We start from the raw sequence: 15290 nt of genomic DNA, 5'->3' as shown, positions 1-15290 counted from the left end.
CCGCCATCGGGGCAAGCCCCCTCCCACATTTTTAACCGTGTTCGCTGGGTTATTTGTGTGTACCCAGCCACTCCAGCGCTGTACGCCAGATGCAAATCCCCAGGAAGTACGCGGACATCAGCGACCACAAGCCAAACGTCCACGGGTTGGTGTTGGGGTAATCCACCACCATCAGGAAGCTGCACAACAGCCAGATCGTGGTCACCGCGATATTGATCGGCATGAAGCGCTTGACCCGGAACGGGTGCAGGAACTTCATCGGCGTCACGGTCAGCAATGCCAGGCCGATCACGGTCAGCAAGGTGACCCAGGCGTCAGGCTGGATGATGTATACGCACAGGGCGACCACGTTCCACGCGGCGGGGAAGCCGACGAAGTAGTTGTCCTTGCTTTTCATGTTCACGTTGCAGAAGCAGAACAGCGACGACACCAGAATCACCGACACCGTAAACAGGTGGGTGAACTCCGGCAGGTCGATATAACGGTAGATAAACAGCGCTGGGATAAATACGTAGGTAAGGTAATCGATCACCAGGTCCAGGACCGAGCCGTCAAAGCTGGGCAGCACCGTGCTGACATTGACCCGCCGCGCGAGGGAGCCATCGACGCCATCCACCACCAGCGCCAGACCCAGCCACAGCAGGCATGCCTTGGGGGAGTTTTCCAGCAGCGCCAGGGTGGCCAGGAAGGCCAATACCACACCCGTGGCGGTAAAGCCGTGGGCGCCCCAGGCTTTGATTCTGGCTACATGCAGGGTCGATATCACGGGCGGTTCTCCAAAAGGTCAAACGGGGCAGCCGACAACGTAACGCCGTCGAGTCTGGCCAGGGAATGCAGGTATCGACCGGGAAGGGGGGGATAAGGTTCACCACCCCGGCGTATCCGTTAGGGTAGCAAGGGTAGGACATTTCGGCATCAACCCTGACGGAATACCAGTGCCTTCAAGCCACTTTGCGGGTCAATGTCGGGAAATTCCGGTGGGTTTTCCAGGCGCTGCACAAAGTGCAGGCCCGGTGCTTCGCGAGTTACGCCGTCGATCAGGAAGTCTTCGCCGAACGCCGGATCGTTCATGCACGCCAGCACTGTACCTTGTGCCGTGAGCAGATCCGGCAAGCGTCGTAGCACACGCTGGTAGTCCTTGGTCAGCAGGAAGCTGCCTTTCTGGAATGACGGTGGGTCGATGATCACCAAGTCATAGGGGCCACTGTGGGTGACCTTTGCCCACGACTTGAACAGGTCGTGGCCCAGGAAGGTGACTTTGCCCAAGTCATGCCCATTCAGGCGATGGTTGTCGCGACCCCGACTGAGCGCGCCACGGGCCATGTCCAGGTTCACCACATGGTCAGCGCCGCCTTCGATGGCAGCCACCGAGAAGCCACAGGTATACGCGAACAAGTTGAGCACGCGTTGGCCCTTGGCCTGTTCACGCACCCAGTTGCGCCCGTAGCGCATGTCGAGGAACAGCCCGCTGTTCTGTTTTCTACCCAGGTCGATCAAATAGCGCAGGCCGCCTTCGGTGATGGTCAGCTCGTCGATGGCATCGCCCACCAGCCACTCGGTGGTGCTTTGCGGCAGGTAGCGGTGTTGCAGGGCCACGGTACGCACGCCGAAACGGCTCCACTCGATCTGCAACAGTGTGTGCTTCAGGGCATCCAGGTGCTCGGTTTCTTTGAACAAAGCAACCAGCACCACCCCTTGCAGCCAGTCCACCGTCAGTTGTTCCAGGCCCGGCCAGCAACGGCCACGGCCATGGAACAGGCGCCGGGTTTGCGCGGGCGCGTCAGCCAGGGCAGTGAGCAAGTGGGTGTGCAGGGTAGCGAGTGCGTCTGGGTTCATCGTTAAACGTCAGTCATCGGGCGGGCGGCATTTTAAGCACAATTGTGTGGGAGCTGGTTAGCGCGTGGCAATCAGCGCCGGTCCGAATGACTCTTTTAGGAATACCGGGGCGATATAGCGTTCGTAATGTGCCTCGGACAGCAGAAAAAACTCTCGATCTATCGCATCGCGCAAATCCGCCAGGTGGCGTTCACGAAACTCCGGTAACAGTGCCAACCCATAGGCATCCAGCCTGGAAATCACCCGCGCACCCCGCGTAATCAACTGGTACGCCCAGCAATACGGCGACTGGTGCGGCATAAAACGAATCTTGCGCGCTTCCAGTTGCTGTCGCAGGCAGTGCGGGTCGAACACTTCCAGCTTGCTGGCCATCACCTGCACCAGCAGTTGTTCCAGACGCAGCCACACCGCCTGTTTTTCCTCGACGTTATAGCCATTCCACTGGATCACCTCGTGGTGATAGCGCTTGCAGCCCCGACAGACCAGGTCACCGTAGACGGTGGAGCACAGGCCCACGCAAGGGGTCTTGATGGTTTGGTTGGGCATAAGGCTTACTTGCAAAGTCTATGGATCACCAATAGCCAATGTGGGAGCGGGCAAGCCCGCTCCCACATTTTTTGGTTCGTGTTGATTCAGTCCCAGCTCAGCGCGCCGCCGGTCTGATACTCGATCACACGGGTCTCGAAGAAGTTTTTCTCTTTCTTCAAGTCCATGATCTCGCTCATCCACGGGAATGGATTGGTTGTGCCTGGATACTCTTCCTTCAACCCAATCTGCGACAGACGACGGTTAGCGATGAATTTCAAATAGTCCTCCATCATCGCCGCGTTCATACCCAGCACACCGCGAGGCATGGTGTCGCGAGCGTATTCAATCTCCAACTGCGTACCCTGCAGAATCATCTGGGTCGCTTCTTCCTTCATCTCGGCATCCCACAAATGCGGGTTTTCGATTTTGATCTGGTTGATCACATCGATACCGAAGTTCAGGTGCATCGACTCGTCGCGCAGGATGTACTGGAACTGCTCGGCCACGCCGGTCATTTTGTTGCGACGGCCCATGGACAGGATCTGGGTGAAACCGCAGTAGAAGAAGATGCCTTCCAGTACGCAGTAGTAGGCGACCAGGTTGCGCAGCAGTTCTTTGTCGGTGTCGACGGTGCCGGTTTCGAACTTCGGATCGGAGATCGAGCGGGTGTACTTGAGGCCCCAGGCTGCCTTTTTGGCGACCGATGGAATCTCGTGGTACATGTTGAAGATCTCGCCTTCATCCATGGCCAGCGATTCGATGCAGTACTGGTAGGCGTGGGTGTGGATCGCCTCTTCGAAGGCCTGGCGCAGGATGTACTGGCGGCACTCGGGGTTGGTGATCAGGCGGTACACGGCCAGCACCAGGTTGTTGGCGACCAACGAGTCGGCGGTGGAGAAGAAGCCGAGGTTGCGCATGACGATGCGACGTTCGTCGTCGGTCAGGCCTTCGGGGTTTTTCCACAGGGCGATGTCGGCGGTCATGTTGACCTCTTGCGGCATCCAGTGGTTGGCGCAGCCGTCGAGGTATTTCTGCCAGGCCCAGTCGTACTTGAAGGGCACGAGTTGGTTGAGGTCGGCGCGGCAGTTGATCATGCGTTTTTCGTCGACGGCGACGCGGGCGGAGGCGCCTTCGAGTTCGGCGAGGCCTTCGGCGACGTCGAGTTTGTCCAGGGCGGCCTTGGCGCGCACGATGGCGGCCGAATCACTGGCGGTGACGGCGCGGGCTTCGATGGCGGCGGCGGCGCCGGCTCCGTCGAGGCGGTCCATGTTGGCTTCGCTCGCATGGCCGGCGTTGGCGCCCTTGATCACCGCTGCGCCGGTGTCTTCGTTGTCGACTTCATCCCAACTCAGCATTGAAATACTCCTTCCTGATCTGTTCCGACGGTGTGTAAAACCGTGCAAAAAAATGTGCGGTTTGCAGGCTACTAGGCATTGAAATACTGCGCGTAGTGTGGTCGGTAAATACCGATACTGCACACTATGTAGTGGTCTGTTCTGATTGTGGACACACTATATGGGGTGTAACAAGGTTGGTCAACGAACAAGATGTGCGGTCATGGGTCGCTGCTCACTACCGGATCGGCGATCGACAGCATACGGGGCTGGCATGCCATATATATCAATAAGGAATAGATAAATAGTTATTTATTCCTTTTATTATTCCTGCGCGCAGCGCATTTTGAGGGCCTGCGCATTCGTGCGGATTGACCCCAACAGCCAAAAGGAAAACCGACATGACCATCAAAGCGATCAACGTGCGCAACCAGTTCAAGGGCGTGATCAAGGAGATCCTGCTGGGGGAAGTGGTGTCGGAAATCGACGTGCAGACCGCGTCCGGCATTGTGACGTCCGTCATTACCACACGCTCGGTGCGTGATTTGGAATTAAAGGTAGGCAGTGAGGTCATCGCCTTTGTGAAGTCGACCGAAGTGTCCATTGCCAAGTTGTAGGCGTTGCCGCATGGGTGGACAGGTCAGGCGGGGCTGTAGCGATGCTCGTCAGTCAACCCGATCAAAGATTTCCCTGGCCTGATCCTCTGGAAACATGCCCTTGCCGGTGCCTTCGATCAGCTCAAACGTGCCATCGGCATTGACGGTGATGCCCAGGGAACTGGCAAGTGTCACGCGCACGCCCGCCCGCGCTTGGAGCAGATCGCGCAGCGGTTGCCCACCCTGGAACGATTGCCCGATGGTGGTGGCCATGCCTTGCAGGGAGCCTGAATTGATGCCTCCCACCAGGATCACGTGCCCACCGTTGCTCAAGGACGCTTGCAATTGGTTCAGCAGCGCCTGGGTATTACCCCGCAGACCCAGTTCCAGGTTGCTGCCGGTCAGGTGCATCAGTGTGCGGGACTGGTAGCGGGCACCGTCCCAGTCGGTGAGCACGGCAATGGCCGAGCAGTCGGTGAGGCTGCGGGTGGAAAGCGCCTCGTTACCCGCGTTCAAGGTCGTTGATTCACCCATAGGTACCTGCACGGTATTCATGATCAGGCCGCCTGCATGGGGCGCCTTGAGATCAGTCGTGCGCCGCAACCAGCCCAAGGTAATGGTTGCCGCATCAGCCCTGGCCACATCGGTGGCTGAGCGTACCTGCTTGCCAGGCCCCAATCCGGTGGCTTTGAGGGCTTGATTGACGGTGTCCTTGGCGTGCTCGGCGTAGAACTGGTTTTGACGTTTCGCTGGCCATTGCACAAAGCCAGGGGGCGTTTGCAAGGGGGCGACACGGCGGGGGCGCAACGCCACATCCGGCTTCAGGATGGCGTTGGCCTGCTGCAATTGGTAAGCCACTTCCCGTTGCTGTTCGGGGCTCATGCCCTTGCATTGCTGTTTAAGCTCATTAATGTCAGCTTCGCGAAAACCTGCGCGCTTGAGCTGCTTGTAAACCTTCTTGAGGGGGGGCAGGGCAATGAAGTCCGCATCCACGAGCTGCACAGGGTGGTGAGCGCTCATGAACTGGCGGTAACCCTGGGCGAGGCCCATTTGCATAGGCCCGCACTTTTTGAAGGTGATATCGCCGGTTTGTGCGCTGCCCAGCGGTGCGTAATAAAACTCAGCGGTGTCAGCTTCCACCACCAGGTATCGCTGGCTGCCACTGGTGACCACCACACCCCTGACTTGGCGTTGGTCATCGCTGGCCTTGCTGATGCTGTTGAGCTTGACTACCCGCGTGTCTTCAGCGAGGGCGCCCGCGCCGTGGCCTGCGTAAAAACCGAAGCCCGGGTCGGCGATGACCTGGCCCTGCACCCGTGACCTGTAGGTGATGCGCTCACCATTGGCGACCGGCACTAACTTGGCGCCGGTCTCGCCTTCAACCCATTCGTGCAGGCGTTTTTCATAGACCACCGTGCGTGCACGCTTGAACAGCCCGGCCCTGGACGGAAACAACCGCACGTGTTCCAGGGCTTGCAGGGCACGTTCGGCGTCGGGCAGGTCTGCAATGACTTTGGCGAAGCAGTCATCATTGGCGCCGCGGCGCACCCGCCCACCCAGCCCAGGCACTGGGCAAAACGCTTCGAAGCCTTCCAGCGGGGCGGTGTGTGCAGCTGACTCCAGGTCGGTAAGCTCGCCCGGCTTGCTGTAAAGGTAGCGATAGACCCGGTTGCGGTCCACCAGGTCGTAGCCGTTGGTCCGTGGCAGGGTATAGGCAGTGGCGCGTAGCGGATGCTCGATGACCAGCGCCTGTTGGCCGTCGGCGAACAGCTCCGGGCGCACCGCTATCGTGCTGGGCTGTTCAAGGGTCGGCTCCCTGGTTGTGCCGCCGGCTGCCGAGAACAAGGTGTTGAGCGCGCCATCCAATGCCGTCGTGAGGCCTTGTCTACGCTCCGCCTGGGTGTCGCCGCTGAGGGCTTTTTCAGTGCCCAATACGGTCTCGGTAAAGCCGGTCACAACGGCGGCGCCCACGGCAATCGGTTCGCCAATCACGGCGAATTTGGCGGCCAGCCCCGCTGCCACGGTCAGGTCGTTGAGCCAGGTGTCGCGGGTGACCTCGCTGTTTGACTTGATCATGATGTCTGCATCGCTGGCCATGCGCTGTTGCGTGGCGTCTTTGATCACGCTGAATACATCGCCCTGGATGCGTACGTTGGCGCTGTCGATGACGGTGCCTTCAAGACTGTCCCAGTAGCCGCTGCCCAGGTAACGCAGGGCAGTGTCGACGCCCTTGTTCGATTGATGATCGCCGGTAATGAAGGCTTTGATATCGCTCCAGACCCCGATGTCGTTGTCTTGCCGGTCCCTGAGGAAGAAGTGTGCTTGCAGCGCCTTGCGCTTAACGGCGTCGCGGCCCTGTGCGGCTACCCATTGGTCCATGGCGGTCAGGGAGTCGAAGCGCAGGAACGCCGGTTGGTGCCCGGGGATATAGAGGATCTGCACACCGTCACGGCGGTCACGCAATTGCCGGGCAGGGCCATCATCGATGGCGGTAAAGCGCAGGATGTCGTTGGCGGGCAACCCGTTGATATCGAACAAGTGGGTCAATACCACGCCTTTGACCGGCGCCTGCGCACGCAGCTGGTCGACGTTCAGGGCTTGGTTTTCATCCAGCGGCAGGTTGGCGACCGCGCCCATGACCAGACGGTAGTCTGCCCGGGTGAAACGCTGCTCGGCCGGCATCTGCTCGCGTTCGGCGGGCGAGGCGCGCTCGTAGCCCTTGAGCTGCTGGCGGGCCTGGTAAACGAACTCGCCTTTGAGGCAGGTGCGGTAATCATCGCCATGTTCACGCCAGAAATGCTCGAGTTTTCCCGTCATGTGCGCCTGGAAGTCGCTTTTCCAGCTCTCATGCATCAGTTGGGAGGGCGCCAGGGCAAACTGGTTATGGGCGCCATAGCCGCCTTTTGTGCTTTGCCCACGGCCCGTCTTATACAAGCCGGCTTGCTGGTCAAGCACGCCCGGTAGCGAGTCGTGTTCGTTAAAGTTGCCGAGCAGTGCGTCCGGCAGCGCCTGGGAAATCGTCGGTTCCTCCCCCAAGTGCTCCCAGCCGGTGGCAGTGTTGGCACTTTGTGCTTGCTGAAAGCGATTCAGGAAGACTTTGTCGGCATCTACGTTGAGGCCGGTCAACTTGAGCAGCAGTTCTTCAGCCCATTTTTTTGCCTCGTCGCGCACGCTGGGCAGCGCATTGTGCGTGGCCTGCAACAGTTGCTTGTAGTCGGCTTTCTGGCGGACCATCGAGGGGCGGCGGCTATTCGTCACCTGGGGAGGCGCGGGCTCGAACGTCGAGTAGGACGGCATCGCGGCGGGTTTTTCGCCGGTGATGGGTTGGAAATCCCAGACCGGCGTTGGCAGGGTGTGGGGCGGCAGGATCATTGGCGGTCGGCTCCGGGGGCTTCAACAGCACAATGGGCGGCTGCTCCACCTGTGTGTTGAAAAGCCCCGGTGGGGTTCCGGCCGGCGTCAGCGCTTTTGTAAGCTGATTTCCAGGCGCCGCACACCTTCCTCGAGCATCGCCCGTGGGCAACCGAAATTCAGGCGCACGAACTGCTGGCTATCATCGCCAAACTCGATTCCCGCACTCAAGCCGACCCTGGCCTGTTCCAGGAAAAACTGCTGCGGGTCGTCCAGGGCCAGGGCACTGCAATCGAGCCACGCCAGGAAGGTGCCCTGAGGTGCGTGCATCACCACGCCGGGCAGGCGGGTCTTTACCGCATCGAGCAGGTAGTCGCGGTTGGCCTGCAGGTACTGCACCAGTGCAGCGAGCCAGTCGCCGCATTGGCTATAGGCGGCGCGGGTGGCTTCCAGGCCCAGCGGGCTGACGCTGTCGACCATGCCGCAGCGCGCTTGATTGAAGCGTTCGCGCACTTCGGCGTTCTGCACCACGGCAAAGCAGGTCTTCAAGCCGGCGACGTTATACGCCTTGCTCGCCGACATCAGGGTGATGGTGCGTTGGGCGATCTCGGGGCTGAGGCTGGCGGTGGGAATGTGGCGGCGGCCGTCGAAGCACAGCTCGGCGTGGATTTCGTCACTGATGATCAGTGCGCCGTGTTCCAGACAGGCGTTGGCCACCGCCAGCAGTTCTTCGCGGGGGAAGACCTTGCCGATGGGGTTGTGCGGGTTGCTCAGCAGCAGTGCGCCGGCACCGCTCAATGCCTCACGCATGGCGGGCATTGGCGTGAGGTATTCGCCGTTGATCAGCCCAAATGGTACTTCGATGCGCGGCAGGTCCCAGTGGCCGGGTGCCAGACGAATCGGCCGATAGTTGGGGGTTTGCAACACCACCGCCTGGCCGGGTTGGACAAAGGCATGCAGGGCCATGTTGAAACCAGGTTCGACGCCGGGCAGGAACAGCAGCTCTTCAGGTTGCACGCGCCAGGCGTACTTGGCCCACAGGTCGGCGACGATGGCGTCGCGCACGTCGTCGCCGGCCATGCTGTAGCCGAGGATCTGCTGGTCGAGTCGTGCATGCAGGGCTTGCAATACGGCGGGCGGCGCGGCGATGTCCATGTCGGCGATCCACATCGGCAGAACGTCTTGCGGGTAACGACTCCACTTGGTACTGCTGGTGCCGAGGCGCGAGTGGAGGGTGTCGAAATCAAAGCTCATGGAAGGCTCATGTCAGGGCGGAGGCGAAAGAATGGCGCTGATTCTAGCGCCATTCATCTTGCCTGGCCCTGAGGCTGCTGGAAATTTTGCAGGCGTGTTCGGCTCAAGCGCTCAACGGTTCACCAGTTTCGCTGGCAGCGCAATCACCAGCAAACTGCTGAGCATCAGGCAGCCGGCAAAAAACCACAGCGCGCCCGCACTGCTGCCGGTCACGTCGATCGCCACGCCCATCAGCGAGTTGCTCACCAGACCTGCGATATTGGCAACCGAACAGGCCAGGGCAAACCCGGTGGCCGCGGCGGTGCCTTTGAGAAAGGTCGCCGGCAGGCTGAAAAACACCGGCACGGCACCGATGATGGCGGCCGAGGCAATCGCGAACAACGCCACGGTGGCAGCTACGTTATGGGTGAAGAAAGTGCTGGTGGCCATCGCCGCCGCGCCGATGAAAAACGGCACGATGATGTGCCAGCGGCGCTCGCGGTGCTTGTCGGAACTGGCGCCGATCAGCAGCATGCCGAGCAGTGCGGCCACGCTGGGCAGCGCGGTGAGCATGCCGATATGGAAGGTGTCGGTGACCCCGGCATTGCGGATGAAGGTGGGCATCCAGAAGCCCATGGCATAGGCGCTGAGCAGGATGGAGAAGTCGATACCGCCGAGCATCCACACCTTGAGGTTGAAGAAACCGTCACGGAAGCTGTGCTTGCTGCCGGCGCCATCGGCGTCGTCTTTGCGCAGCTCGTTTTCCAGCAGGGCCTTTTCCTCATCCGACAGCCATTTGGCTTGCTGGTAGCTGTTGGGCAGCGCCCAGAATGTCAGCACCCCAAGCAACACGCTGGGTACCGCTTCGATCAGGAACAGCCATTGCCAGCCGCGCAGCCCGGCCATCTGGTCGAAGTGGCCCATGATCCAGCCGGACAGCGGGCCGCCGATCACGCTGGACAGCGGCAGGCCGATCATGAACAGCGCGATGATGCGCCCACGCCGATGAGTGGGGAACCAGGTGGTCAGGTAATACAGCACCCCCGGCAGGAAACCGGCTTCGGCGGCACCGAGCAAAAAACGCAGGATGTAGAACTGGGTGGTGGAGGTGACCAGCATGGTGCAGGCCGAGAGCAAGCCCCAGGTGATCATGATGCGCGCGATCCAGATCTTCGCGCCGACCCGCTCCAGCACCAGGTTGCTGGGCACTTCAAAGATGATATAGCCGACGAAAAACAAGCCGGCGCCAAGGCCGAAGGCGGTTTCGCTGAAGTGCAGCTGGTCGAGCATCTGCAGCTTGGCGAAGCCGATGTTGATGCGGTCCAGGTAGGCGGCCAGATAACAGAAGCACAGGAACGGGATCAGCTTCCAGGTGATCTTGTGGTAGAGCGTGGTGACGGGGTCGGCGACCGTAGTCGCGGGCACAGCATTCGCAATGGGCATGGGGTGTCTCCTGGCGGTGACTTATGGTTTTTATACAGCCGCTTTTGTTCCAGCACTTCGGCGTGCTGTTAAAGCGACGTCCAAAGGCAGTGTCAGAAGACTGAAAGCTGCACCGAGGTTTCAACCTCGGCGGCTCACAGTTTTGTGCAGGACCGCGCTCTATGGCGTGGTTCCGGATGAAGCCTTATTGTTCCTTGAATTGGCGCATCGCCTCCTGCTTGCTCACCACATCACCGTACTTGCTGTCGATATCGAACAGGTTGGCTTCGTGGGGAGCCGGATGGCGGTCGCCGACGCATTCGCGCACGACAATAGTGCGAAACCCGTGTTGCACTGCGTCCACCGCCGTTGCGCGGATGCAGCCGCTGGTGGAGCAACCGGCCAGTACCACGGTATCGATACCCTGGGCGTGCAGCATCGGGGCCAGGCTGCTGCCGAAAAATGCGCTGGCGTACTGTTTGCTGATCACCACTTCATCAGGCTGGGGCAATACCTCGGTGCAGAACGCCGCCAGTGGGTTGCCTTCGATCATGTCTTTCATTACCGGGGCCTTTTTCACCCAGATGCCGCCGTCGGCGAAATGGCCGGGATGGTAGCGGATATTGGTGTGCACCACCGCAATCGCGTATCGGCGTGCACAGGCCAGCAGTTCGACGCTTTCAGCCACGGCACTGACCACGCCGGGCGCGAACAGTGGCGCGCCTTCGCGGGTGTAGCCCTGCATGAAGTCGATCATCAGCAGCGCGGCTTTGTTGCCGAAGCCGATGCGGTTGCCCCACACGCCCTGGTAGTTGGCGTCGGCGGATTGTTCGCTCATTTCAATTCCCTCAGTAGGCACCGGACAGCAGGGCACCGGCTCCGGGAACGATGGGTTCCAGGTCCAGGGCCTTGAGCATGGCGTAGGTGGTGGCGATGGCGGCGGTGAGTACCGGTTTGCCGGTTTGCGCCTCGACCTTGGCCACCGCTGGCAGCGACTGCATCTGCACGCAGGCCGACAGCACGATCACGTCGACGCCTTCCAGGTTCATGCCGGCAACGATGGCCGGCAGGTTGGCAGGGTCGTGGCGGGCCACTTCGAGATTGTCGGGGATCTCCAGGGCGCGCCAGTCGACGACCTCAAAGCCTTCTGCGCGGATGTAGTTCACCACCAGCTCGGTCAGCGGTTTCATATAGGGCGCAACAATTGCGATACGCTTGGCGCCCATCACCTTCAAGCCTTCAATCAAGGCGCCTGCGCTGGTGATCACCGGGGCATTGGCGTCGTTATCGGCGGTAGCCTGGCGCAGGCGTTGTTCGGAGTTGCGGTGGTAGCCCAGGCCCATGGCCATGATCGCCACCAGGCAGGCATACCCCAGCACGTCGACCTTGGCGTCGGACAACTCGATAGCGCAACGGTCGGACTCGCCATCCATCGCCGCCAGTTCTTCCTTGCGCACTTGCTTCATGCGCATGCGGCTGGAGTGGAAGGTAAAGCGCTCGGGGCGGATCGCCTGGCGCGCGTTGAGCATGGCCGGGATCTCGGTTTCCATGGTGGTATTGGAACTGGGCACGATCTGGCCGATGCGGTAGGGCTTGAGCATGGGGGTGTCCTTATGGTTGGGTGAGGAAGTCGCCAAGGGCATCGAAAAAGCCCTCAAGATCGTCCCACGGGATCATGTGCCCGGCGTTCGTCACGCGCGCGACCCGGATACTCGGTTGCAGGGCCTGGATTTCGGCGATGTCTTCATCGAGGATCACCCCGCCGCGCCCGGCCACCATCAACAGGGCAGGGGCCTTGAGGTGAGGCAGGTGCTGGTGGAAGTCCACCGTGTGGAAGTCATTGAAGGCACGCACGATGGCCGGTTCGTAGCAGGTGGGCAGCCACTCGGCGCGCAATTGCAGCTGCTCATCGGTCCAGGTGGCGCAGAAGGCGCGCATCGCCTGGGCATCCATGCCAATCAGTGACTGGCGGATCGAGTCGATATACCAGGGCAGCTTGCTCGGGTATTCCCGCCGGCCAGGACCGGACACCGGCGGGTCGATCAACACCACTCGATTGACACCCTGTGGGTGCTTGACCGCACTGTGCACGGCAAAGCGCGCCCCCATGGAGTGGCCGACCAGGTGATAGCTGTCCAGGCCCAGTGCGTCGGCAAATGCGCCAATGTCCTCGGCGCAGGTGTCGGCGCTGTAATCCAGTTCCGGCCCGGTGGACGACAGCCCGCGCCCGCGCACATCCAGCACATAGGTATCGAACTGCTCACCCAGGCGCTCGGCGACGAAGCCCCAGGTAATCGCCGGGCTGGTGATGCCCGGGATCAGGATCAGTGCCGGGCCTGTACCGCCGTAGCGCAGGTAGTGCTGGCGAATGCCATTGGCCTGCACGTTGCCACCATGGAGAAAGGTACTCATGCGGCCACCCCCGATTTCAGCTCCTGGGCATACAGGTCGTAGCCGTAGACCCAGGCCGGGTCTTCCTGGGTGCGTAGCCAGGTGTTGGCATTGGACACTGCTTGTACCCGGGACGCGCGTTCCTTGCGGTTGGCTTCATACAGTTCGAAGGCGCTGCGGTAGTCGCTGATCCCGGTTTCCTGCAGGCAGCGGGTGAGCATGGCGGCATCTTCGATGGCCATGCCGGCGCCTTGGGCCATGTGCGGCTTCATCGGGTGGCAGGCGTCGCCAAGCAATACCAGGCGACCGCGACTCCACAGCGGCAGCGGGTTGCGGTTGCGCAGCGGCCACTTGGTCACGCTGTCGGTGGATTCGATCAGGGCCTGCACGGTGGGGTGGTAGCCCTTGAAGGCTTCGAACATCTCATCACGGCTGCTGTCGACGAAGGCGCCCTGGAAATCCCATTCGGCATGGGGTACGCCGGTCACGTAGTAGTACTCGTCGCGCTTGCCGGTGGTGTAGTAGACCATCATGTGGCGATCCTCGGTCCACCACTTGATGCAGTCTTCGAACCTGAGGTCGTACTTGGCCAGTTGCTCGCCTCGGATCAGCGCACGATGCGCCACCCAGCCGCTGTACAAGGGTTTCTCCACCCCCAGCAGTTCTTCGCGGATCTTCGAATTGATGCCGTCGGCGCCAATCACGATGTCGGCATAGGTCACCGTGCCGTCGGCGAAGGTCAGGCGTACCTGGGTATCGGTTTCTTCGAGGGTTTCCAGGCGCTTGTTGAAGTGCAGGGTACCGGGCTGCAGCGTGGACATCTGCAACGCATGCAGGTCGCCACGGTGCACGGTGATGTAGGAGGCGCCATAACCGGTGAGCGGGATACGCGAGAGGTAATCACCACTTTCGCCGCAGCGGCTGAACCAGTGCTCAGGGTGCGAGCCCATCAGGTCCAGCTGTTTTTCGATGCCCATGCGGCGGAAAATTTTCATGATGTTGGGGCCCATGTGGATTCCCGCGCCCAAGCGGGAGAACTCCGGCGCCTGTTCGTAGACATCCACGTTGAAACCGGCTTGCTGCAGCAAGGTAGCCGCAGCGGCACCGCCCAGGCCGGCGCCGACTATGGCGATTTTTTGTGTGCTTCCCATGGGCGTGATCCTCTCTTTTTTGAATTCAGGCGGTGTCTGGTCCGCAAGGTTTTTAAAGTGTATACACTCATTTTTTAAAATGGGAAGCCTGTGCTAGGAAATTTATTTTTCGGTCTTTTTAAGCCTGTGTAACTAGCAGTAGCCAGTAAGCATTGATTATGTGTGAATTGGTAACGTTTTTGTCTGGCGCTTGCAGTCCGTCTGCAAATCAGGTTTCATCATCTTTAATTGGTGTATACGCTATAAAAACGCACTAAGTTGAAGCGCGCTGCCCGAACAGGGTGCAGCCCTCAGGAGACAGGAAAATGCCGGTAAGCGACTGTGAACTGACCCAGATGTTTGAACACGTGTTGAAGCTGTCCAAGGTCGACCCGACCCAGAGCGTCGCGGTGCTCAAGAGCCATTACTCCGACCCGCGTACGGTGCGTGCCGCCATGGATGCTGCGCAGCGCCTGGGGGCCAAGGTGTATGCGGTGGAATTGCCGTCGTTCAACCATCCACGGGCGATGGGCAACGACATGACCGCCTACTGCGGCGACACCGCGCTCACTGGCAATATTGCCGCCCAGCGTGCCCTGGAGGCGGCGGACTTGATCGTCGACACCATGATGCTGCTGCACTCGCCTGAGCAGGAGCAGATCCTCAAGACCGGCACGCGCATCCTGCTTGCCGTCGAGCCGCCGGAAGTGCTGGCGCGCATGCTGCCCAGCGAAGAGGACAAGGTGCGTGTACTGGCTGCCGAACAGCTGCTGAAGAAGGCGCGCTCGATCCACGTCAAGTCCCGCGCCGGCAGCGACTTCCGCGCTGCTTTGGGCCAATACCCGTCGGTGACCGAGTACGGCTTCGCCGATGAGCCGGGGCGCTGGGACCACTGGCCCAGCGGCTTCCTGTTCTCCTGGCCCAATGAAGAAACCGCCGAGGGCGTGCTGGTGCTGGACATCGGCGACATCCTGTTGCCGTTCAAGACCTACACCCGTGAAAAGATCACCCTGGAAATCGAAAAGGGCTTTATTACGCGGATTCACGGTGGGTTCGAGGCGCAGTACCTGAGCGACTACATGAAGTACTTCGACGACCCCGAGGTGTACGGCATCTCCCACATCGGCTGGGGCCTGCAACCACGTGCGCAATGGACGGCCATGGGCTTGCACGACAAGAACGACGGCATGTGCATGGATGCGCGGGCGTTCTATGGCAACTTCCTGTTCTCCACCGGGCCGAACACCGAGGTGGGCGGCACGCGCAAGACGCCGTGCCATATGGATATCCCGCTGCGCAATTGTGATGTGTATCTGGACGATGAAGCGGTGGTGCTGGGTGGCGATGTGGTTGCGCCCGCGCGATCGCTGGCACGCTGAGAGATACCCAGGTGTGGGAGGGGCTTGGTGGGTTTCTTCAAGGGCATCTTGAGTCCGCCCGCCAACCCCGCCATCATGCCTTTCCAATGC

The 15290-nt window shown here is 60.7% G+C and carries 13 protein-coding genes; 2 read left to right on the top strand and 11 right to left on the bottom strand.

The genetic code is table 11. The features are described from left to right. Positions 1-49: 49 nt before the first annotated feature. From pcsA to TU73_RS03740, 4 genes are all read right to left on the bottom strand, one after another. Positions 50-766 carry a phosphatidylcholine synthase gene (gene pcsA / locus TU73_RS03755; RefSeq protein WP_057011044.1) on the bottom strand — a complete coding sequence of 239 codons (717 nt, stop codon included), beginning with the start codon at positions 764-766 and terminating at the stop codon, positions 50-52. Positions 767-915: 149 nt separating this feature from the next. After that, complete coding sequence (locus TU73_RS03750; RefSeq protein ID WP_057011043.1) at positions 916-1836, bottom strand: class I SAM-dependent methyltransferase; 921 nt, start codon at positions 1834-1836, stop codon at positions 916-918. A 57-nt stretch (positions 1837-1893) separates the two neighbouring features. Next, a complete protein-coding gene (locus TU73_RS03745) occupies positions 1894-2382 on the bottom strand; it encodes a DUF1289 domain-containing protein (RefSeq protein ID WP_057011042.1) in 489 nt (162 codons plus the stop codon). 86 nt (positions 2383-2468) lie between these two features. Then, entirely contained in the window at positions 2469-3719 is a 1251-nt protein-coding gene (locus TU73_RS03740) for a ribonucleotide-diphosphate reductase subunit beta (RefSeq protein ID WP_046067981.1), read from the bottom strand. A 380-nt stretch (positions 3720-4099) separates the two neighbouring features. Between TU73_RS03740 and TU73_RS03735 the strand changes: the two genes are divergently transcribed. After that, entirely contained in the window at positions 4100-4315 is a 216-nt protein-coding gene (locus tag TU73_RS03735) for a TOBE domain-containing protein (protein WP_003173733.1), read from the top strand. A gap of 48 nt (positions 4316-4363) precedes the next feature. Here TU73_RS03735 and TU73_RS03730 read toward each other — a convergent pair whose 3' ends face one another. The 7 genes from TU73_RS03730 to TU73_RS03700 form a co-directional block, all read right to left on the bottom strand. Then, positions 4364-7666, bottom strand: coding sequence for a dermonecrotic toxin domain-containing protein (locus TU73_RS03730; protein ID WP_057011041.1), 3303 nt, complete (start codon positions 7664-7666; stop codon positions 4364-4366). A gap of 87 nt (positions 7667-7753) precedes the next feature. Continuing rightward, positions 7754-8899 carry a MalY/PatB family protein gene (locus tag TU73_RS03725; protein ID WP_057011040.1) on the bottom strand — a complete coding sequence of 382 codons (1146 nt, stop codon included), beginning with the start codon at positions 8897-8899 and terminating at the stop codon, positions 7754-7756. Between the two features lie 111 nt (positions 8900-9010). Further along, a complete protein-coding gene (locus TU73_RS03720; protein ID WP_043049873.1) occupies positions 9011-10321 on the bottom strand; it encodes an MFS transporter in 1311 nt (436 codons plus the stop codon). A gap of 184 nt (positions 10322-10505) precedes the next feature. Further along, entirely contained in the window at positions 10506-11138 is a 633-nt protein-coding gene (locus TU73_RS03715) for an N-carbamoylsarcosine amidohydrolase (protein ID WP_057011039.1), read from the bottom strand. Between the two features lie 10 nt (positions 11139-11148). Continuing rightward, positions 11149-11901 carry a maleate cis-trans isomerase family protein gene (locus tag TU73_RS03710; protein WP_057011038.1) on the bottom strand — a complete coding sequence of 251 codons (753 nt, stop codon included), beginning with the start codon at positions 11899-11901 and terminating at the stop codon, positions 11149-11151. A gap of 10 nt (positions 11902-11911) precedes the next feature. Further along, positions 11912-12712 carry an alpha/beta fold hydrolase gene (locus tag TU73_RS03705; RefSeq protein ID WP_057011037.1) on the bottom strand — a complete coding sequence of 267 codons (801 nt, stop codon included), beginning with the start codon at positions 12710-12712 and terminating at the stop codon, positions 11912-11914. Beyond that, on the bottom strand, positions 12709-13842 hold the full coding sequence (locus tag TU73_RS03700; RefSeq protein ID WP_057011036.1) for an FAD-dependent monooxygenase: 1134 nt from the start codon (positions 13840-13842) through the stop codon (positions 12709-12711). The genes TU73_RS03705 and TU73_RS03700 overlap by 4 nt, the downstream gene beginning before the upstream one ends. 305 nt (positions 13843-14147) lie before the next feature. Here TU73_RS03700 and TU73_RS03695 point away from each other — a divergent pair, with 305 nt between their 5' ends. Beyond that, entirely contained in the window at positions 14148-15200 is a 1053-nt protein-coding gene (locus tag TU73_RS03695) for a 2,5-dihydroxypyridine 5,6-dioxygenase (RefSeq protein ID WP_043049868.1), read from the top strand. Positions 15201-15290: the final 90 nt, after the last annotated feature.

The organism is Pseudomonas libanensis (genome assembly GCF_001439685.1).
Classification (GTDB): Bacteria; Pseudomonadota; Gammaproteobacteria; order Pseudomonadales; family Pseudomonadaceae; genus Aquipseudomonas; species Aquipseudomonas libanensis.
This window is presented reverse-complemented; position numbering and strand designations above follow the sequence as displayed.